This is a genomic window from Micromonospora mirobrigensis, from assembly GCF_900091555.1.
GTDB classification, from domain to species: Bacteria; Actinomycetota; Actinomycetes; order Mycobacteriales; family Micromonosporaceae; genus Micromonospora; species Micromonospora mirobrigensis.
The window spans coordinates 551,139-569,709 of sequence record NZ_FMCX01000001.1; the positions used below are offsets into that span (position 1 = coordinate 551,139).

General features: G+C 71.7%; 20 protein-coding genes. 7 read left to right on the plus strand and 13 right to left on the minus strand.

The features are described from left to right. Positions 1-8 precede the first annotated feature (8 nt). Positions 9-1,514, plus strand: a complete 1,506-nt coding sequence (gene adh / locus GA0070564_RS02635; RefSeq protein WP_091601905.1) for an aldehyde dehydrogenase — start codon at positions 9-11, stop codon at positions 1,512-1,514. Next, positions 1,514-1,861: a DUF779 domain-containing protein gene (locus GA0070564_RS02640; RefSeq protein ID WP_091601907.1), complete on the plus strand. Its 348-nt coding sequence runs from the start codon at positions 1,514-1,516 to the stop codon at positions 1,859-1,861. The genes adh and GA0070564_RS02640 overlap by 1 nt, the downstream gene beginning before the upstream one ends. Before the next feature lie 29 nt (positions 1,862-1,890). On the opposite strand, the gene GA0070564_RS02645 is transcribed toward GA0070564_RS02640, so the two are convergent. The 10 genes from GA0070564_RS02645 to GA0070564_RS02690 all read right to left on the minus strand — a co-directional run bounded on the left by GA0070564_RS02645 (position 1,891) and on the right by GA0070564_RS02690 (position 12,315). Continuing rightward, complete coding sequence (locus tag GA0070564_RS02645; RefSeq protein WP_091601909.1) at positions 1,891-2,568, minus strand: hypothetical protein; 678 nt, start codon at positions 2,566-2,568, stop codon at positions 1,891-1,893. Between the two features lie 117 nt (positions 2,569-2,685). Then, positions 2,686-3,435 carry a LamG-like jellyroll fold domain-containing protein gene (locus tag GA0070564_RS02650; RefSeq protein WP_091601911.1) on the minus strand — a complete coding sequence of 250 codons (750 nt, stop codon included), beginning with the start codon at positions 3,433-3,435 and terminating at the stop codon, positions 2,686-2,688. A 91-nt stretch (positions 3,436-3,526) separates the two neighbouring features. Then, positions 3,527-4,315 (minus strand): G5 domain-containing protein, encoded by a 789-nt coding sequence (locus GA0070564_RS02655; RefSeq protein WP_218104885.1) that lies wholly within the window; start codon positions 4,313-4,315, stop codon positions 3,527-3,529. A 192-nt stretch (positions 4,316-4,507) separates the two neighbouring features. Beyond that, a complete protein-coding gene (gene speB, locus GA0070564_RS02660) occupies positions 4,508-5,521 on the minus strand; it encodes an agmatinase (protein ID WP_091601914.1) in 1,014 nt (337 codons plus the stop codon). Further along, entirely contained in the window at positions 5,518-6,720 is a 1,203-nt protein-coding gene (locus GA0070564_RS02665; RefSeq protein ID WP_091601917.1) for a saccharopine dehydrogenase family protein, read from the minus strand. The genes speB and GA0070564_RS02665 overlap by 4 nt, the downstream gene beginning before the upstream one ends. Next, positions 6,720-8,141, minus strand: coding sequence for an NAD(P)/FAD-dependent oxidoreductase (locus GA0070564_RS02670; RefSeq protein WP_091601919.1), 1,422 nt, complete (start codon positions 8,139-8,141; stop codon positions 6,720-6,722). The genes GA0070564_RS02665 and GA0070564_RS02670 overlap by 1 nt, the downstream gene beginning before the upstream one ends. Continuing rightward, positions 8,138-8,980 carry an ABC transporter permease gene (locus GA0070564_RS02675; RefSeq protein WP_245669791.1) on the minus strand — a complete coding sequence of 281 codons (843 nt, stop codon included), beginning with the start codon at positions 8,978-8,980 and terminating at the stop codon, positions 8,138-8,140. Before GA0070564_RS02675 ends, GA0070564_RS02670 begins: the two co-directional genes overlap by 4 nt. Beyond that, entirely contained in the window at positions 8,977-9,891 is a 915-nt protein-coding gene (locus GA0070564_RS02680) for an ABC transporter permease (protein WP_091601921.1), read from the minus strand. Before GA0070564_RS02680 ends, GA0070564_RS02675 begins: the two co-directional genes overlap by 4 nt. A gap of 58 nt (positions 9,892-9,949) precedes the next feature. Continuing rightward, entirely contained in the window at positions 9,950-11,125 is a 1,176-nt protein-coding gene (locus GA0070564_RS02685; RefSeq protein WP_091601924.1) for an ABC transporter ATP-binding protein, read from the minus strand. Positions 11,126-11,130: 5 nt separating this feature from the next. Then, entirely contained in the window at positions 11,131-12,315 is a 1,185-nt protein-coding gene (locus tag GA0070564_RS02690; RefSeq protein ID WP_091601927.1) for an ABC transporter substrate-binding protein, read from the minus strand. A gap of 209 nt (positions 12,316-12,524) precedes the next feature. On the opposite strand from GA0070564_RS02690, the gene GA0070564_RS02695 reads away from it, so the two are divergent. From GA0070564_RS02695 to GA0070564_RS02710, 4 genes are all read left to right on the plus strand, one after another. Then, positions 12,525-13,037, plus strand: coding sequence for an Lrp/AsnC family transcriptional regulator (locus GA0070564_RS02695; RefSeq protein WP_091601929.1), 513 nt, complete (start codon positions 12,525-12,527; stop codon positions 13,035-13,037). Between the two features lie 151 nt (positions 13,038-13,188). Then, positions 13,189-14,535: an aspartate aminotransferase family protein gene (locus tag GA0070564_RS02700; protein WP_091601932.1), complete on the plus strand. Its 1,347-nt coding sequence runs from the start codon at positions 13,189-13,191 to the stop codon at positions 14,533-14,535. After that, on the plus strand, positions 14,520-14,834 hold the full coding sequence (locus GA0070564_RS02705) for a hypothetical protein (protein ID WP_091601934.1): 315 nt from the start codon (positions 14,520-14,522) through the stop codon (positions 14,832-14,834). The genes GA0070564_RS02700 and GA0070564_RS02705 overlap by 16 nt, the downstream gene beginning before the upstream one ends. Next, entirely contained in the window at positions 14,834-16,210 is a 1,377-nt protein-coding gene (locus GA0070564_RS02710; protein WP_176730531.1) for an NAD(P)/FAD-dependent oxidoreductase, read from the plus strand. The genes GA0070564_RS02705 and GA0070564_RS02710 overlap by 1 nt, the downstream gene beginning before the upstream one ends. Before the next feature lie 146 nt (positions 16,211-16,356). Here GA0070564_RS02710 and GA0070564_RS02715 read toward each other — a convergent pair whose 3' ends face one another. After that, positions 16,357-16,731 carry a DUF3499 domain-containing protein gene (locus tag GA0070564_RS02715; RefSeq protein ID WP_091601936.1) on the minus strand — a complete coding sequence of 125 codons (375 nt, stop codon included), beginning with the start codon at positions 16,729-16,731 and terminating at the stop codon, positions 16,357-16,359. 153 nt (positions 16,732-16,884) lie between these two features. Here GA0070564_RS02715 and GA0070564_RS02720 point away from each other — a divergent pair, with 153 nt between their 5' ends. Continuing rightward, positions 16,885-17,334, plus strand: coding sequence for a metallopeptidase family protein (locus GA0070564_RS02720; RefSeq protein ID WP_091601939.1), 450 nt, complete (start codon positions 16,885-16,887; stop codon positions 17,332-17,334). Between the two features lie 137 nt (positions 17,335-17,471). Here GA0070564_RS02720 and GA0070564_RS02725 read toward each other — a convergent pair whose 3' ends face one another. Together GA0070564_RS02725 and GA0070564_RS02730 are read right to left on the minus strand one after the other, a co-directional pair. Further along, positions 17,472-17,729, minus strand: coding sequence for a WhiB family transcriptional regulator (locus GA0070564_RS02725; protein WP_007074725.1), 258 nt, complete (start codon positions 17,727-17,729; stop codon positions 17,472-17,474). 494 nt (positions 17,730-18,223) lie between these two features. After that, positions 18,224-18,568, minus strand: a complete 345-nt coding sequence (locus tag GA0070564_RS02730; RefSeq protein WP_091604426.1) for a phospholipase — start codon at positions 18,566-18,568, stop codon at positions 18,224-18,226. Positions 18,569-18,571: the final 3 nt, after the last annotated feature.

Below are 18,571 nucleotides of genomic sequence, written 5' to 3' on the forward strand. Positions count from 1 at the left end.
AGGTTCCCATGCCGCGCTTCGAGGCGCCCGACACCTACCAGTCGCGTTACGACCATTTCATCGGCGGCGAGTACGTCAAGCCGCACAAGGGCCAGTACTTCGAGAACCCCACCCCGGTCACCGGGCAGACCTTCACCGAGGTGGCCCGGGGCACCGCCGAGGACGTGGAGAGGGCGCTCGACGCCGCGCACGGCGCCGCGGACGCCTGGGGGCGCACCTCGGTGGCCGAGCGGGCGCTGATCCTCAACCGGATCGCCGACCGGATGGAGGAGAACCTCCAGTCCCTGGCGATCGCCGAGACCTGGGAGAACGGCAAGCCGGTACGCGAGAGCCTGGCCGCCGACATCCCGCTGGCGATCGACCACTTCCGCTACTTCGCCGGGGCGATCCGGGCCCAGGAGGGTTCGCTCGGCGAGATCGACGACGACACGGTGGCGTACCACTTCCACGAGCCGCTGGGTGTGGTCGGGCAGATCATCCCGTGGAACTTTCCGATCCTGATGGCCACCTGGAAGCTCGCCCCGGCGCTGGCCGCCGGCAACGCGGTGGTGCTCAAGCCGGCCGAGCAGACCCCGGCGTCCATCCACTACTGGTTGTCGCTGGTCGCCGACCTGCTCCCGCCGGGCGTGCTGAACGTGGTCAACGGCTTCGGTGTCGAGGCGGGCAAGCCGCTGGCGTCCTCGCCCCGGGTGGCGAAGGTGGCGTTCACCGGGGAGACCACCACCGGGCGGCTGATCATGCAGTACGCCAGTGAGAACATCAAACCGGTGACGCTGGAGCTGGGCGGCAAGAGCCCGAACATCTTCTTCGACGACGTCAGCGCGGCCCGGGACGACTTCTTCGACAAGGCGCTCGAGGGGTTCACCATGTTCGCCCTCAACCAGGGTGAGGTCTGCACCTGCCCGTCGCGGGCGCTGATCCAGCAGGGCCACTACTCGGACTTCCTGGCCGCCGCCGTCTCGCGGACCGGTCAGATCGTCCAGGGGCACCCGCTGGACACCGACACGATGATCGGCGCGCAGGCCTCCAACGACCAGCTGGAGAAGATCCTGTCCTACCTGGACATCGGCCGACAGGAGGGCGCGAAGGTGCTGACCGGCGGTGAGCGGGCGGACCTGGGCGGCGAACTGTCGGGCGGGTACTACGTGCAGCCGACGATCTTCGAGGGCGACAACTCGATGCGGATCTTCCAGGAGGAGATCTTCGGGCCGGTGGTGTCGGTGACCTCCTTCGCCGACCTGGACGACGCCGTGAAGATCGCCAACGACACGCTCTACGGGCTGGGCGCGGGCGTGTGGAGCCGGGACGTCAACACCGCGTACCGGGCCGGACGGTCGATCCAGGCCGGGCGGGTCTGGACGAACTGCTACCACGCCTACCCGGCGCACGCCGCGTTCGGCGGGTACAAGCAGTCCGGGATCGGCCGGGAGAACCACAAGATGATGCTGGAGCACTACCAGCAGACCAAGAACCTGCTGGTCAGCTACTCCCCCAAGAAGCTCGGCTTCTTCTGATGGGTGACGTGGTGACCGTGACGCCCGCGGCGGCCGACCTGATCCGGTCGCTGCGGGCGGCGCACGGCCCGCTGATGTTCCACCAGTCCGGCGGCTGCTGCGACGGCAGCGCCCCGATGTGCTACCCGGCGGGCGAGTTCCGCACCGGCTCCTCCGACGTGCTGCTGGCGTCGCTGGCCGTGGAGGGTCTCGCCGAGCCGGTGGAGTTCTGGATGTCGAGGTCGCAGTGGGAGCTGTGGCGGCACACCACGCTCACGGTCGACGTCGTGCCCGGCCGGGGCAGCGGCTTCTCGCTGGAGGCCCCGGAGGGGGTCCGCTTCCTCATCCGCTCGCAACTGGCCCGGTGATCGACCCGCGCCCGGTCACCGGGCGCGGGTCACGCCACCTCGTGCACCGTCGACGGGCGGTTCGCCTGCTCGGCCCCGACGACCCGGAGAAGGAAGAACCCGAGCAGCACGTTGACGACCAGCGCCGCGCCGGCCACCACCGCCGCCACCAGCGCGACCGTGCCGTAGCCGGGACGGTCGTCGCTGAACGCGGCGATCGCCGTGATCCCGCCGATCGCCAGGAGGATCCAGTTGAGCCGCAGGGCGCCCTCGGCGCCTTCGGTGTCGCCGCGCAGCAGCAGCGAGCCGCAGCGCAGGAACCCGAAGCCGAGCGTCGCGGGAACCATGGCGAGGGCGCAGCCCAGCACCACCATCGTGACGATCTGACCGGTACTGCCACCGTCGCGGCTGGGAATCCGGTAGAAGACCAGCACGAGCGCGCCGGCGGCCAGGAACGGGAGCAGACTCCAGGCGAACAGCGTGCCGGCGAGGACGCGGGCGCCGCGACGCAGCGCCGGAACCGCCATGGCGGGCGAGGCGAAGGGCCGCCCCGAGCCCGACCCGTGCAGCGCCCGGACCAGCAGCACCATCGGCACTATCCCGAGCAGCACCCCGGCGACCGTCAGCCCGACGCCGGGCAGCACGTTGCCGTCGACCAGCTGGCCGACGCCGAAGGCCAGCATGAAGATGCCGACGGCGGTGAGAAACCGCAACAACCTGATCGCCACGCCGCCCCCGTTCGAAGTCCGGACGGGACGATAGTCGAAGACGACGCGCGACGTCGCCCCGCGCCGGTCACCGCGAGGAGCGCTCGCGGTGACCGGCGGTGTCAGCCGGGGTGAACGTCAGCCGATGCTGAAGATGGCGTTGTCCAGCTCGCCCCGGAACTGGTCGTTGTTGGTCAGGCCGGGCCCCTTGGCGCCGATGTTGACCTTGGCGGTGCTGCTGATGTTCATCGTCGCGCCGGTCGCGGTCCTCACCGTGTCCGCGCCGACGATCAGGCTCAGCACGTCACCGCGCCGCTTGCACTGGACGAACTTCCAGCCCTGGTCGGCGATCGAGGCGTCGGCGGTGATCAGGACGGGCGTGGCCGCCGTGCCCTGGCTGTTGAGGCCGGCGATCCGGCAACCCGGCTTGCCGCCGTCGAGCTGGAGCTTCCACTGCGCCGGGTCCGCGAACAGGCCCTTCTGCACCAGGTTCGCCCCGCTGGTCACCTGACCAGAGGTGATCTTGACCAGGGCGCTGATCGTGAAGTCCTGGGTTCCCGGGTTGAGGTTTGCGGCGTCCGGCACCTGGATCACGGCGCTGCCCGAGGCCGGGAAGGCCAGCGCCGGGCTGGTGCCGGTGCCGCTGGGCCGGGTCGCCCGGGAGATGCTGCCCGGGGCGCTCACGGCGATGCAGCCCGAGTCGCCCGGGGTGGCCACGTCGGCGAAGCAGCCGGATGTCCACGGCCCCGGCTCGACCTGGCCGGTCGGGGTGGCGTCGAAGTCCAGGCGCAGCTGCTCGGTGGCGGCGTACGCGGGTGCCGTGTCGACCAGGACGGCAGCGGCGAGGGCGGTCACGCCCAGAACGAAGGCGGACAGGGTTCGACCCATGAAGGTCCTCCGGTGATCGTGCCGCGGTCCCCCGTGTGGCCGCAGCGTCACCGTATGATCACGAGTCGTACGACGGCTGTCAATGCCCGTTTCAGTCCTCGCAGGCCACCCCGTCCTTGTCACTGTCGAGCCGGTAGATGTCACTGCCGATCACGTCGATCGGGCCGCTGACGTACGCCGGGCCGTTGCCGCTACCGCCCGCGCAGTCGACGTCGCTGGCGATCGGCACGCAGCCGGTGTAGTTCGGGTCGCACTGCCGCTCCTGCTTCGTGCCGACCGCGACCACCTCGGTCACCGGCTTGCGGGTCACCGCCGAGCGGACCAGCGTCCGGCCGGTGCGTACCCCGTCGGTGAGGGTGACCCGGTAGGTCAGCGTGCGTACCCCGTCGACGCCCTCGGTGCGCACCACCCGTTTCCCCTCGGCCAGCGAGGAGTCCTCCACGGTCCGGGTGCCGTGCCCGATCCGCCGGGTCTCCGTCTCCGTCCGGGTGGTCACCTTGGGGGCGGCCGGGGTGGGCGACGGCGTGGGGCGGGCGGTGGTCGGGCTGGGGGCGGCCGGGCTGGTGGTGGTCGGGCTGGGGACGGTGGTCTCCGGCGCCTGCGAGGTCGGCTCCGACGTGCTCGGCAGCGTGATGGGCTGCTCGGCGACCGGCGCCGCCCGGCCGGCGGTGCGGTCGGCGCCGGTGGCCTTCGGCTGCGCGGGATCGGTGAAGGCGGCGACGATCCCCGTACCGAGGCAGCAGAGCAGCAGCACGGACATCAGCACCCCACCGACGAGCACCCCGACCCGGCGGCCGGGGCTGAGCCGGTGGAACCACCCGGGGCGGCCACCGGCCGGTGGGACGGGATACGGCTGGGGCGGGCCGGAGTACGGCGGCATCTGCGTCACGCAGCCGAGTCTCGTGGCCCCCACCTGCGGCGGAAAGGGGCTTACCTCTTCTCATGATCGTCGATCGGTGGCCGTGCGATCACCGACCGGCAGGCCACGGCGACGGACGTCCGGCCTGGTCAACACGGTCGTACCACGATGAACGAGCCGGTCGGACGGCCCTTGTGGACGGCCGCGACCAGGTCAGCGGTCGTCGAGCAGCGGCTGGCGCGGGTCCCACGGCGACCCACCGGCCGCGTCCCGGCGGCGGCGGGCGATCGCCGACAACGCCTCCAGCACCACCCGGTTGCCGAGGTAGGCGGTGATGTCGGCGTGGTCGTACGGGGGGGCCACCTCCACCACGTCCACCCCGACCACCGGCAGCTCGTAGCAGACCCGGCGGACCGCGTCGAGCAGCTGCCGGGAGGTGAGCCCGCCCGGCTCCGGGGTGCCGGTGCCGGGCGCCATGCCCGGGTCGACCACGTCCACGTCGACGGAGAGGAACACCCCCTCGCACTCGTCGGTGGCCGTCCGGAACGCCTCGGTCAGGCACTCGTCCAGGCCGCGCGCCACCAGCTCGGTCATCTCGTACGAGCGCATCCGCTGCTCGGCCATCCAGGTCAGCGTCTCCGGCCCCGGCCAGTAGCCGCGCAGGCCGATCTGGAGGAACCGGTCGCCGCGTACCGCGCCGGACTCGATGAGCCGGCGCATCGGTTGGCCGTGCCCGTGCAGCGAGCCGAACTCGACGTCCCCGGTGTCGGCGTGCGCGTCGAAGTGCACCAGCGACACCCGGCCCAGCCCGTGGTGGCGGGCCACCCCGGTCGCGTCGGGCAGGGCGATGGAGTGGTCGCCGCCGAGCACCACCGGGATCGCGCCGGCCGCGGCGACGGCGTGCACCGCCTGTTCCAGGGCGTGCAGCGACCGCTCGATGTCGCCGCCGAACATCTCCACGTCACCGGCGTCGTAGACGCAGAGATCCCGCAGGGCGTCGACCCGCAGCGCCAGCGACGGGCGGGACCCGTCGTGCGGCAGGTAGCAGGCCTGCCGGATGGCGGACGGGCCGAACCGGGTGCCGGGACGGTGCGAGGTGCCGCCGTCGAAGGGCGCGCCGACGATCACCACGTCGGCGTCGGCGTACGTCACCGGCTCCTCGATGGCGCACGGCGGCACGCCGAGGAACGTCACGTCCGGGCCGTACATCGGGCCGTAGCGGGTCACCGCTCCTCCATCCCCCAGGGTGAGCCGTAGCCGGTGAGCAGGTCCAGGAAGGGCTTCGGCGGCAGCGCCTCGGGACCGAGCACGCCGACGCCGGACCAGGCGCCGGTGGCCAGCAGCTCCAGGGCGACCACCGGGTTGACGGCGGTCTGCCAGACCACGGCCTGGTGGCCGTACTCGCGCATCGACCACTCGTTGTCGACCACGTGGTAGAGGTAGACCTTGCGCGGCCGGCCGTCCACCCCGGTGCCGGTGACGTACGTGCCGGCGCAGGTCTTGCCGCGCATCTTCTCGCCCAGCGTGGCCGGGTCGGGCAGGCAGGCGGCCACCACGTCCCGCGGCGACACCTCGGTGCCGCGCACGCTGACCGGCTTCGTCGAGTCGAGGCCGAGCTTGTGCAACGTCTTGAGCACCTCGATGAACTCGTCGCCGAGGCCGTACTTGAAGGTGACCCGCTTCGCCTTCACCCAGCGCGGGATGAGCAGCACCTCCTCGTGCTCCACGTTGACGCACTCGACCGGGCCGATCCCCTCGGGGAACTCGAAGACCTCCGGCTCGCTGAACGGCGGGGTGGTGTACCAGCCCCGGTCGGCCTCCCAGACCACCGGCGGGTTCAGGCACTCCTCGATGGTGGTCCAGATGGAGAAGGACGGGGCGAAGTCGTAGCCGTCGACGGTCAGGTTCGCGCCGTCGCGCACCCCGACCTCGTCGATCTCGGTGAAGAGCTCGTCGGCGGCGTAGCGGGCGAAGACGTCCGACAGGCCCGGCTCGATGCCGATCCCGCCGATCGCCAGCCGCCCGGCCTCGGCCCAGCGGTCCGCCACCGCGAACTGCTCGTCGCCGAGCTTCACCCCGGTCCGCTCGTGCGGCGCCTCCGGATGCGGCCGGGACAGCGACATCGCCATGTCCAGGTAGTCGGCCCCGGCGGCGAACGCGCCGTCGAAGATCGGCATGACGAAGCGGGGATCGACGGCGTTCAGCACGTGGGTGATCCGGTGCTCCCGGCAGAGCGCGGCGACCGCGTCGGCGGAGGAGGCGTCGACCCGGGCGGCGACGAACCGGTCACCGTGCCCGGTGACCGCCCGCTCCGCGCGGGCCAGGTCGTAGTCGGCGACCACCATGGTCTCGAAGAAGGATCGGCGGGCGGCGATGGCTACGGCGGCGGAGCCGACGCCACCGGCGCCGACGAGGAGGATGCGCATCAGGAATCGAACCCCAGTCCAAGACGATCGAGCGTACGGAGCCAGACGTTGCGCCGGCCCTCGTGCACGTCGGCACGGGCCAGCGACCAGCGGGTGAGATTGATGCCGGCGGCCCGGACGGGCTCCGGCGGGAACGGCAGCGGCTTGCGGCGGACCAGGTCCAGCCGGGTCAGTGGGGTCTCCACCCCGCCGAGCAGGTCCAGCATCACCCGGGCACCGAACCTGGTGGCCCCGACGCCAAGCCCGGTGAACCCGGCCGCGTACGCCAGCCGCCCGTCGTAGGCGGTGCCGAAGAACGGGCAGAACCGGGTGCAGGTGTCGATCACCCCGCCCCAGGAGTGGCTGAACCTCAGGCCGTCGAGCTGCGGAAAGGTGGTGAAGAAGTGGTCGGCGAGGGCGGCGAAGGTGGCCGCCCGCTGCTCCAGCTCCGGGGCGACCCGGTTGCCGTAGTGGTAGACGGCGTCGTAGCCGCCGAAGAGGATCCGGTCGTCGGCGGTGATCCGGTAGTAGTGGAACTGGTTGCCGACGTCGGCCAGCCCCTGCCGGTTCCGCCAGCCGATCGCCGCGCGCTGCTCGGCGGTCAGCGGCTCGGTCATCAGCGCGTAGTCGTACACCGGGACGATCCAGGCGCGCAGCCGGCGCAGCAGCGGCGGGAAGGCGTTGGTGGCGAGCACCACCTGCCCGGCCCGGACCGCGCCCGGCAGGCCGTCGCGGCCGCCGGCGGTGGTGGCCCGCAGCGCGGCCCCGTCGGCGCGCAGCCCGGTGACCCGGGTGTGCTCGGCGACCCGCACCCCCTCGGCCAGGCAGGCGCGGCGCAGCCCCCAGGCCAGCTTCGCCGGGTCGAGCATGGCCACCCGGTCGCGGTCCCACATCCCACCGAGGTAAGTCGGCGAGGCCACCTCGGCGCGGACCTCGTCGGCGTCGAGCAGCCGCACGTCGTGGCCGTACCGGCGGGCCAGCGCGGCGTCCTCGGCGAGCCCGTCGAGCTGGTAGGGCTGCACGGCGACAGCCAGCTCGCCGGTCCGCTCGAAGTCGCAGTCGATCCCGTACGCCTCGACGGTCGCGGCGATCGCCGCCAGGTTCTGCCGGCCCAGCCACTCCAGCTCGTCGACCTCGCCGGGGAACCGGTCCACCCCGTTGGCCAGCCCGTGGGTGAGCGAGGCGGCGCAGAAGCCGCCGTTGCGCCCGGAGGCCGCCCAGCCGCAGGTGCCCGCCTCGACCAGCAGCACGTCCCGGCCGGGATCGTCCCGCTTGGCCAGCAGCGCCGCCCAGAGCCCGCTGTAGCCGCCGCCGACCACGAGCAGGTCGGCGGTCTGCTCACCGGTCAGCGGCGGCAGCGGGTCGGGGCGTTCCGGGCGGTCCAGCCAGTACGGCACGGGCGCGGCGTCGGCCAGCGCCCGGCCGGTATGGGAAAGGGTCATGACGCGCTCTTCGGCGCGCCGACGGCCGCCACCGGGGCCGCCAGGGCCGCCCGTCGGGCCCGCCGGCCACGCAGCGAGCTCGCCCCGACCAGCAGCAGCGCGATGGCGAACATCGCCGTGCCGATCACGTTGACCTGCGGCGGGATGCCCCGCTGGGCGGCACCCCAGACGTACATCGGGAAGGTGACCGTGGTGCCGGCGTTGAAGTTCGTGATGATGAAGTCGTCGAAGCTCAGCGAGAAGGCGAGCAGCGCGGCGGCCACGATGCCGGGCAGCACCAGCGGCAGGGTGATCCGCCGGAAGGTCTGCCACTCGTTGGCGTAGAGGTCCATGGCGGCCTCCTCCAGCCGGCTGTCCATGCCGGCCAGCCGCGCCTTCACCGTCACCACCACGAACGAGACGCAGAACATCACGTGCGCGATGACGATGGTCCAGAAGCCCTGCGGCACCCCGGCGGCGACGAAGAGGGCGAGCAGCGAGGTGCCCATCACCAGCTCCGGCGTGGCCATCGGCAGGAAGATCAGCACGTTGATCCCGGAGCGACCCCGGAACCGGTGCCGGATCAGGGCGAACGCCATCAGGGTGCCGAGCACGGTGGAGACGGCGGTGGCGATGAAACCGATCTGCACGCTGCGGACCACGGCGTCGCACATGTCGGAGGTGGCGCACGGGTTACGCCAGTTGTCGAGGGTGAACTCGTGGAAGTCGTACGACAGCCGGCTGGAGGGGCGGTTGAACGACAGGCCCGCGACCACCAGGATCGGCAGCGACAGGTAGCCGAGCACCAGCAGGGCGACGATCATCACCCACCGGTCGGCCAGCCAACGGGACAGCCTCACAGCACCTCCTCCGTGCCGGCGCGACGCAGGTAGAGGAAGACCACCGCGAGGATCGCCGCCATCAGCAGGAACGACAGCGCCGCGCCCTGCGGGTAGTCCAGCCGGACCAGGAACGCCGAGTCGATGACGTTGCCGATCATGTACTCGTTGGGCGTACCGAGCAGCTCGGCGTTGATGTAGTCACCGGTGGCCGGGATGAAGAAGAGCAGCGTGCCAGCGATCAGGCCGGGCATCGACAGCGGCAGGGTGACCCGGCGGAACGCCGCCCACGAGCTGGCGTACAGGTCGCTGGCCGCCTCCAGCAGCCGGGGATCCAGCCGCTCCAGGCTCGCGTAGAGCGGCAGCACCAGGAACGGGAGGAAGTTGTAGGTCAGGCCGAGCACCACCGCGAACGGGGTGGCCAGCAGCCGGCCGTCGGCGCCGAGCAGGTGCACGTCGCGCAGCAGCCCGACCAGCCAACCGTTGTCCGACAGGATGGTCTTCCAGGCCAGGGTGCGGACCAGGAAGCTGGTGAACATCGGCGCGACCACGCAGACCAGCAGCAGGTTCTTCCACCGGCCGGCCTTCTGGGCGATGCCGTACGCCAGCGGGTAGCCCATCAGCAGGGCGATCACCAGCGCGATCGCCGAGTAGACGAAGGACCGGACGAAGTGCGGCCAGTACGCCTGCAACGCGTCCGGGTAGTTGCCGAACGCCCAGGTCAGCGAGTATCCGGTGGAGAGCGAGCCGCTGGGGTCGTAGAGGCTGGCGGCGGCGAGCTGGAGCAGTGGCAGGGCGAAGAAGAGGAAGAGCCACGCCGCGCCGGGCAGCAGGAGAAGGTAGGGCAGGAGCCGGCGCCGGCCCCGCCGGGGTGCCGGCGGTGGAACCGCCGACTGCCCCGACGTGGTCGGTACGTGGGCCAGCGCCGTCATTGCAGGGCCTCCCCTGTTCGCGACTGCGGGGCTCGCAGACCCGGCTCACTCCTCGCGCTCACGACAGAGCCCCGACCGGGGGCTGCTCGTCGAGCAGCGGCGTGGTGCGGTCGGAGTCGGCGCCGGCCTCCCGGGGCAGCAGGAAGGCGTGCCGCGCGTCCCAGTGCGCCACCACCGGGGCGCCCACCGGGAGCTGCCGACCGGCGCCGGTGTTGGCCACGAAGGCGCTGATCTCGCTGCCCCAGCCGGTCCGGATCAGGTACTGCGTGCTCACCCCCACGTAGGAGGCGTCGGTGACGACCCCCTCGACGTGCTGGTGACCACTGGGAACCTGGGCGACGGAGTCGACCAGGTGCAGCTTCTCCGGGCGTACTCCCAGGTAGACCGGACCGCGGTCGGTCCGCGCCCGGTCGGCGGGCACCGAGAAGCGGACGCCGTGGGCGGTGACCGGCACGTCGGTGCCGGCGCTGCCCGCGGCCTCGCCGGCCAGCAGGTTGGACTGGCCGAGGAAGTTCGCCACGAACGCGGTCGCCGGATATTCGTAGAGGTCGGCGGGGGCGCCGAGCTGCTCGATCCGGCCGGCGTTCATCACCGCGACGGTGTCGGCCATGGTCATGGCCTCCTCCTGGTCGTGGGTGACGTGCACGAAGGTGATGCCGACCTCGGTCTGGATCCGCTTCAACTCGATCTGCATCTGCCGGCGCAGCTTCAGGTCGAGCGCGCCGAGCGGCTCGTCCAGCAGCAGCACCTGCGGGTGGTTGATCAGGGCCCGGGCCAGCGCGACGCGTTGCTGCTGCCCGCCGGAGAGCTGGGCCGGCCTGCGCCGGCCGTACCCTTCGAGCTGCACCAGGGCGAGCATCCGGTCGACCTGCTCGGTGACCTTGCGGATGCCGCGCCGGCGCAGCCCGAAGGCCACGTTCTCGTGGATGTCCAGGTGCGGGAAGAGCGCGTAGCTCTGGAACACGGTGTTCACCGGCCGCTTGTACGGCCGGAGCCGGGCGATGTCCCGGTCGCCGAGCAGCACCTGCCCGCTGGTCGGCTCCTCCAGCCCGGCGATCATCCGTAGCGTGGTGGTCTTGCCGCAGCCGGAGGCGCCGAGCAGGGCGAAGAAGGAGCCCTGCGGGATGGTCAGGCTGAGGTCGTCGACCGCGGTGAAGATGCCGAACCGCTTGGTCAGGTTGGCCAGCCTCAGGTCGCCGGCCGGGGTGTCGCGTTCCTGTGCCTTCGCGCCCATCTGCCTCACGCCCCGATGACCTGCTGGAACTTGGTTTCGTACTCCTTCTCCTGCTTCTCGTCCAGGGCCATGAAGACCTTGGACTTCGACAGGATCCCCTCGTCGGGGAAGATCAGCGGGTTGGCGGCCAGCTCCGGGTCGATCTTCTCCATCTCGGCCTGCGCGCCCTTGACGGGGCAGATGTAGTTGACGAACGCGGCCAGCTTCGCGGCCACCGCCGGCTCGTAGTAGTAGTTGATCAGCTCTTCGGCGTTGGCCTTGTGGGTGGCCTTGTTCGGCACGAGCATGTTGTCCGACCAGAGCATCACGCCGGAGTCGGGCACCACGAACTTGATCTTCTCGTCCTCGAAGCCCAGCTGGATCACGTCACCGGACCAGCCGATGCAGGCGGCGATGTCACCCTTGGCCAGCTCCGGCGCGTAGTCGTTGCCGGTGAACTTGCGGATCTGCTTGCTGTCGACGGCCTTCTTGAGCTTGTTGAGCGCGTCGTCGAACTGGGCGGCGGTGAAGTTCGCCGGGTCGTGCCCGTTCGACTGGAGCAGCAGGCCCATGGTGTCGCGCATCTCCGACAGCGCGGTCACCTTGCCCTTCAGGTCGGGGCGGGTGAGCAGCTCGTCGACGGTGCGGATCTCCTTGGTCACCTTGGCGTTGTAGGCCAGACCGGCCAGACCGGACTGCCACGGGACGGCGAGCTGGTTGTCGGAGTCGAAGGAGCGGTTGCGCAGCGAGGGGAGCAGGTTCGCCTCGACGTTCGGGATCTTGGCCTTGTCCAGCTTCTGGATCCAGCCGAGCCGGATCATCCGGGCGGCCATCCAGTCGGTGAGCACCATGATGTCGCGGCCGGTGCTCTGACAGCCGGCCAGCTGGTTCTGCACCTTGCCGAAGAACTCGTTGTTGTCGTTGACGTCCTCGGTGTACGTCACCTGGATGCCCGACCTGGCGATGAACGCGTCCAGTGTGGGGCGCTTCGACTCGTCCTTCTCGTCGACGTCCATGTACTGCGGCCAGTTCGAGAAGGCCAGCTTCTTCTCCGTGGCGGACACGTCGTCGCTCTTGCAGCCGGCCTCGGTCTGCTGGGCGCCCTTCGTGCCGCAGCCCGCGAGCGTGCCACCCGCGGCGAGCAGCGCGGCGGAACCGAGAGTGCCGGTGAGCAGACCACGCCGAGTGAGGGATCGGTGGGGACTACGCATGTGACGACTCCTAGGGGGGTCATCGTCGGCGGCGGGACGGGGGTGGCGCGCCGGCGGGAGGGTCTTCAGGCGATGGACGACTGATCCTGACATGAGGTGACCTCGCTTACAAGGGATTCCGTTGCGGGAATAGCCCTTGGCCACGGATTACGGCAGACTGCGCCAACGCACTACGCTCGGCACGGAGATTCGGACACCGGGAGCGGACCATGGTCGTACGGCAACAGGAGAGCGGCAACGGCGGTCGCCGCGTCACGGTGCGTGAAGGTTCCAGTCACGCACTGCTCGACGACGTGGCGAAGCAGATCATCGAGCAGTTGCAGGAGGACGGCCGCCGCCCGTACGCGACGATCGGCAAGGCCGTCGGGCTCTCCGAGGCGGCCGTGCGCCAGCGGGTGCAGCGGCTGCTGGACGCCGGGGTGATGCAGATCGTCGCCGTCACCGACCCGCTCCAACTGGGCTTCCCCCGCCAGGCCATGGTGGGCCTGCGCACCGACGGCGACCTGGAGGCCGTCGCCGACCGGCTGGCCGACATCGACGAGATCGACTACGTGGTGATCACCGCCGGCTCCTTCGACCTGCTGGCCGAGGTGGTGTGCCGCAACGACGCGCACCTGCTGGAGATCCTCCAGCGGCTGCGGGCGGTTCCCGGCGTGCTCGCCACCGAGGCGTTCGTGTACCTCAAGCTGCGCAAGCAGACCTACACCTGGGGCACCGCCTGATACGGATTCCGTCGCAGGCTTTTATCTGGACCACTAATTCCGAAGCCTGGTGAATCAATGGCACTTGCTTTCGCGGGTCGGACTGTGCGATAACCGTGGGCAGAGCGGCCGGTGCCACCCCCAGACCGGCCCGATACCCGATGGGGCTGACATGGCCAACGCCACCGACCACCTCTGGATGCACTTCACCCGGATGGCGAGCTACGCCGACGGGGAGGTGCCGACCATCGTGCGCGGCGAGGGCGCGTACGTCTGGGACTCCCAGGGCCGCCGCTACCTCGACGGGCTCGCCGGCCTCTTCGTCGTCAACGCCGGCCACGGCCGCACCGAACTCGCCGAGGCCGCCGCCAAGCAGGCCGCCGAACTGGCGTACTTCCCCCTCTGGTCGTACGCCCACCCGACCGCCGTCGAGCTGGCCGAGAAGGTCGCCTCGCTCGCCCCCGGCGACCTCAACCGGGTCTTCTTCACCACCGGCGGCTCGGAGGCCGTCGAGGCGGCGTGGAAGCTGGCCCGGGCCTACTTCAAGCGCACCGGCCAGCCCAACAAGCACAAGGTGGTCAGCCGGTACATCGCCTACCACGGCACCTCGATGGGCGCGCTGTCGATCACCGGCCTGCCCGGCATCAAGAGCGACTTCGAGCCGCTGGTGCCCGGCGGCATCAAGGTGCCGAACACCAACTTCTACCGCGCCCCCGAGCACGGCGACTCCGCGGAGGCGTTCGGCCGCTGGGCCGCCGAGGAGATCGGCCGGGCCATCGAGCGGGAGGGGCCGGACACCGTCGCCGCGGTCTTCCTGGAGCCGGTGCAGAACTCCGGCGGCTGCTTCCCGCCGCCGCCCGGCTACTTCGAGCGGGTCCGGGAGATCTGCGACGCGTACGACGTGCTGCTCGTCTCCGACGAGGTGATCTGCTCCTGGGGTCGGCTGGGCGAGTACTTCGGCGCCGTGCGCTACGGCTACCAGCCCGACATCATCACCACCGCCAAGGGCATCACCTCCGGCTACGCCCCGCTCGGCGCGATGATCGCCAGCGAGCGGCTGATGGAGCCGTTCCTCACCGAGACCGGCATGTTCGCCCACGGGGTGACCTTCGGCGGCCACCCGGTTTCCTGCGCGGTCGCCCTGGCCAACCTGGAGGTCTTCGCCCGCGAGGACCTGGTCGGGCACGTCCGGGCCAACGAGGACGCCTTCCGGTCCACCCTGGAGAAGCTCAACGACCTGCCGATCGTCGGTGACGTCCGGGGCGACGGCTACTTCTACGGCATCGAACTGGTCAAGGACAAGACCACCCGGGAGACCTTCGACGAGGCCGAGTCGGAACGGCTGCTGCGCGGCTTCCTCTCCACCGCGCTGTTCCAGGCCGGCCTCTACTGCCGGGCCGACGACCGGGGCGACCCGGTGGTGCAGCTCGCCCCGCCGCTGATCTCCGAGCAGCAGCAGTTCGACGAGATCGAGCAGATCCTCCGCTCGGTGCTGACCGAGGCATGGTCGCGCCTCTGACCGGCGGCCCAGCAGCGGGCGGGGCCGGGACCCACGGCGACGGGTCCGGGCCCCGCCCTTCCGGCACCCCGGCCGCCGGGCCCGTCGGCGGCACCGAGCGGGCCCGGGTACGCCGACTGCCCGACCTCGCCGTCGGCGACCGGAGCGCCCTGCACGCCGTGCTCGACGCCGGCCGGGTCGCCCACCTGGCCATCGCCGACGGCCCGGTCTGGGCCGGCGTGGTGTCGGTCGTCGAGGCGTACGGCACCCCGCGGCCCGACCCGAGGCTGCGCCACGACCTGCCCCCAGCGGAGTGGTGATGCGCTACCAGGACCTGTCGTACTGGCTGTCCAGCCTGGACGGGCCGCTGACGCCCCGCCCGCAGCTGCCCGGCGACACCGACGCCGACGTGGTGATCGTCGGGGCCGGCTACACCGGGCTCTGGACGGCGTACTACCTCGCCGGGGCGGACCCGACGCTGCGGATCACCGTGCTGGAGGCCGAGATCGCCGGGTACGGCGCCTCCGGGCGCAACGGCGGCTGGTGCTCGGCGCTCTTCCCCACCTCACTGCCCGCGCTGGCCCGCCGGCACGGCCGGGACCGGGCGCTGGCCATGCAACGGGCCATGCAGGAGACCGTCCGCGAGGTGGGCCGGGTGGTCACCGCCGAGGGAATCGACTGCGACTGGCGCCAGGGCGGGACCGTGGTGCTGGCCCGCAGCGAGGTGCAGGTGGAGCGGGCCCGGGCCGAGGTGGCCACCGCCCACGCGCACGGGCTGACCGACGCCGACCTGGTGCTGCTCGACCCCGCCGAGGCCACCGCCCGCTGCGCCGCCGACGGGGTACGCGGTGGGACGTACACCCCGCACTGCGCCGCGGTGCACCCGGCCCGACTGGTCCGCGGGCTGGCCCGGGCGGTGGAACGTCGCGGGGTGACCATCGTCGAGCGCACCCCGGTCACCGCGCTGCGCCCCGGTGCGGCGGTGACCCGGCACGGCACCGTCCGGGCCCCGATCGTGGTCCGGGCCACCGAGGGCTACACCCCGGCGCTGCCCGGCCAGCGCCGCGCGCTCGCCCCGGTCTACTCGCTGATGGTCGCCACCGAGCCGCTGTCCGAGGAGACGTGGGCGCGGATCGGGCTGGCCGAGCGGGAGACCTTCTCCGACCACCGGCACGTCATCATCTACGGCCAGCGCACCGCCGACGGCCGGCTCGCCTTCGGCGGGCGGGGCGCCCCCTACCACTTCGGTTCCCGGGTCTCCCCCGGCTTCGACCGGGAACCCCGGGTCTTCGCCGCGCTGCGCCGGGTGCTCGGCGAGCTCTTCCCGGTGCTCGGGCCGGAGGTGCCGGTCAGCCACACCTGGGGCGGCCCGCTCGGCGTGGCTCGCGACTGGGCCGCCTCGGTGGGGCTGGACCGCTCCACCGGCCTGGGCTGGGCCGGCGGCTACGTCGGCGACGGCGTCGGCACCAGCAACCTCGCCGGGCGTACGCTCGCCGACCTGATCCGGGGCGAGCGGAGTGACCTGACCGACCTTCCCTGGGTCGACCACCGCTCCCCGAGGTGGGAGCCGGAACCGCTGCGCTGGCTGGCCGTCAACGCCGGCCTGCGGCTGATGTTCTCCGCCGACGAGGCCGAACTGCGCACCAACCGCCCGTCCCGCCGCGCCCAGGCCTTCTCCCGCCTCCTGGGCCACTGACCCCACCCACCCCCGCGCGGGCTTACCCCTCGGCCGCTGCGTTGATCATGAAGTTAGCGGCAGTTTTGGAGATCCACATCGCCGCCAACTTCATGATCAACGCAGCCGACCCGTGGCCGGGGCGGGGTGGGAGCGCTGGGGCAGGGTTAGTGGTTGGGGGGGATTACGCGGAGGTGGCCGCGGCGGCCGGTGTGGGAGTGGGGGTGGCCGGGCGGGTCCTGGTCGTCCGCGGGGGGCCTGGGGGGCGCGGGGCGGGCGGCCTCGCGGACGGCCTCGGCGAGCGCCACCAGGTCGTCGGTGGTGGGCGGCGGCGGCTCGAACTCGCCCTCGTGCCGCACGACGTCCCAACCGCGCGGCGCGGTCAGGGTGCGCGCGTGCGGCTCACACAGGTCGTACGTGTGCGGTTCGGCGAACGCCGCCAGCGGCCCCACGACCGCTGTCGACTCGTTGTAGACATAGGTCAATGTGGCGACCGCTTGCCGGGGGCAGCCGTTACGGGAGCAGCGCCGTGGTGACCTCACGGCGGCAGGGTATCCCCAATACCGGGTCCGGCGCACCGGTTCGCGTTACGACACGCCCGTCACGGTGATCACAATTGGCACCAGGCGTCCGGCTCGCGGCGTACCGGCGCCGCCGACGCCGTCCGGACGGGCCCGGGGGCTACCCTGTGCCTCATGACCAGTCCGGAACACCGCCGCCCCGGCTCCGGCCGGCGCACCCACCGTGACCGGCACGGGCGGGGCCTGCGCGGGCGGCTGGTGCCGGCGACCGTCCCGCTGGCGCGGACGAAGGCCGAGGTCTTCGACGACCTGGTGCTGGACACGGTGGAGACGCTGGAACGGCGCTTCGCCAAGGAGCTGGCCGGGGTCGAGTTCGCGGTCGAGGACGTGCCGCCGGACTTGAACGTCTACGACTCCGACGTGCTGGAGGACGGCGAGGTGCCGCTCGCACGGCTGCTGCCCGGCCGGCCCGGTCGCCAGGATGTCCCACCGCGGATCGTGCTCTACCGGCGTCCGCTGGAGTTCCGGGCGATGGACCGCGAGGACCTCGCGGACCTGGTGCACGATGTGATCATCGAGCAGGTGGCGAACCTGCTCGGGGTCGACCCCGACGAGCTGGCCTGACCGGCGCACACCCCCGCGCGCCCGGCCCCCGACCGCCGAGGCGAGCCACCACCGACCAAGCCCGCCCCCGTCCGGCCCGGCCGCCCGGTGAAGGCGTGAGCCGGGCGGCCCCCACCGCCCCGGCCCGAACCCCTGGGTCAGGCAGCCCGCCGCTTGAGCTTGCGCCGTTCCCGCTCGGAGAGCCCGCCCCAGATCCCGAATCGCTCGTCGTGTCCCAGCGCGTATTCGAGGCACTCCGTCTTCACTTCGCACCGCGAGCAGATCCGCTTCGCCTCGCGGGTCGAGCCGCCCTTCTCGGGAAAGAACGCCTCCGGGTCGGTCTGGGAGCAGAGCGCCTGCTCCTGCCACTCCGGCGCGTTTCCGAGCAGGTCGGCCACCTCGAGCTGGCCGTCCATCAATTGCCTCCTTGTCGCGCACCGGCTCAACGCCGCTGCAACCCCCCACGCGAAAGGCGTGCGTGTCCGTCCGGTCCCAATTTGATGCGTTCCGTGTGGACAACCCCAATCAAATTACACGCGTGTAATGCGTGCGCCGTCAAGCCAAACTTGATAATGGAGTCGCCCTCCCGACACGCCCCGGGTGGCCGCCTGAGCCGCCCGGCCTCGCAACCTGCCCTATCGATTCAGACCCCGGACGAGTAACGCCCTCTTCGGCGAGTTGCCGAATTTTCTGCCGTGGCGCCGCCGCCGTCCGCGCCGGCGTCGCCGGGGCGGAGGCAGTGGACGGGCCGTCCGGCCGCATGCGGAGGACTGCCCCACCAAGATCGCTGATCTTGGTGGGGCACAGGTTAACCCGCCGCGCCGCCGGCCGCCTGCCGAGGCGGAGAACGCCGACGGCGCCCTGTCCACATCGTGGACAGGGCGCGGCGGGCCGGCGCGGCTGCGGAGACTCAGCCGAAGTCGGCCGGAGCGCTGGTCGGCCAGACGAACTCGGCAATACCGCCACCGACCACGGTGGCCGTTCCGGCCGGCCGCTCGGCGTCCCACCAGATGGTATAGACGCCGGCCGCCAGGTCCGGGTGGACCGCACTGTGGAAGGACCCCTCGCGGACGATCCGCTCGCGGACGGCGGCATGGGTACGCACGCCGCGCGCCCGGTCGGCCCGACTGATCTCGATCTCCCGACCCCGCAGCTCCGGTCCGGTGTAGATGATCAGGGCGCCGGTGTCGGCCCCGATGTCGAGCAGGACCGTCCCACTCCCGGTGGGGCCGTACTCGTGGTGGTGCGTGTGCATGGT

What these genes read in the sequence shown, in the direction of transcription:
- GA0070564_RS02655 (WP_218104885.1), bottom strand. Translation starts at nt 4,315, where the DNA reads ATGCCGCCGTACTCCGGCCCGCCCCAGCCGTATCCCGTCCCACCGGCC.
- adh (WP_091601905.1), top strand. Translation starts at nt 9, where the DNA reads ATGCCGCGCTTCGAGGCGCCCGACACCTACCAGTCGCGTTACGACCAT.
- GA0070564_RS02725 (WP_007074725.1), bottom strand. Translation starts at nt 17,729, where the DNA reads ATGGACGGCCAGCTCGAGGTGGCCGACCTGCTCGGAAACGCGCCGGAG.
- GA0070564_RS02690 (WP_091601927.1), bottom strand. Translation starts at nt 12,315, where the DNA reads ATGCGTAGTCCCCACCGATCCCTCACTCGGCGTGGTCTGCTCACCGGC.
- GA0070564_RS02650 (WP_091601911.1), bottom strand. Translation starts at nt 3,435, where the DNA reads ATGGGTCGAACCCTGTCCGCCTTCGTTCTGGGCGTGACCGCCCTCGCC.
- GA0070564_RS02720 (WP_091601939.1), top strand. Translation starts at nt 16,885, where the DNA reads ATGACCAGTCCGGAACACCGCCGCCCCGGCTCCGGCCGGCGCACCCAC.
- GA0070564_RS02670 (WP_091601919.1), bottom strand. Translation starts at nt 8,141, where the DNA reads ATGACCCTTTCCCATACCGGCCGGGCGCTGGCCGACGCCGCGCCCGTG.
- GA0070564_RS02695 (WP_091601929.1), top strand. Translation starts at nt 12,525, where the DNA reads ATGGTCGTACGGCAACAGGAGAGCGGCAACGGCGGTCGCCGCGTCACG.
- GA0070564_RS02680 (WP_091601921.1), bottom strand. Translation starts at nt 9,891, where the DNA reads ATGACGGCGCTGGCCCACGTACCGACCACGTCGGGGCAGTCGGCGGTT.
- GA0070564_RS02705 (WP_091601934.1), top strand. Translation starts at nt 14,520, where the DNA reads ATGGTCGCGCCTCTGACCGGCGGCCCAGCAGCGGGCGGGGCCGGGACC.
- GA0070564_RS02640 (WP_091601907.1), top strand. Translation starts at nt 1,514, where the DNA reads ATGGGTGACGTGGTGACCGTGACGCCCGCGGCGGCCGACCTGATCCGG.
- GA0070564_RS02685 (WP_091601924.1), bottom strand. Translation starts at nt 11,125, where the DNA reads ATGGGCGCGAAGGCACAGGAACGCGACACCCCGGCCGGCGACCTGAGG.
- GA0070564_RS02710 (WP_176730531.1), top strand. Translation starts at nt 14,834, where the DNA reads ATGCGCTACCAGGACCTGTCGTACTGGCTGTCCAGCCTGGACGGGCCG.
- GA0070564_RS02700 (WP_091601932.1), top strand. Translation starts at nt 13,189, where the DNA reads ATGGCCAACGCCACCGACCACCTCTGGATGCACTTCACCCGGATGGCG.
- GA0070564_RS02665 (WP_091601917.1), bottom strand. Translation starts at nt 6,720, where the DNA reads ATGCGCATCCTCCTCGTCGGCGCCGGTGGCGTCGGCTCCGCCGCCGTA.
- GA0070564_RS02730 (WP_091604426.1), bottom strand. Translation starts at nt 18,568, where the DNA reads ATGCACACGCACCACCACGAGTACGGCCCCACCGGGAGTGGGACGGTC.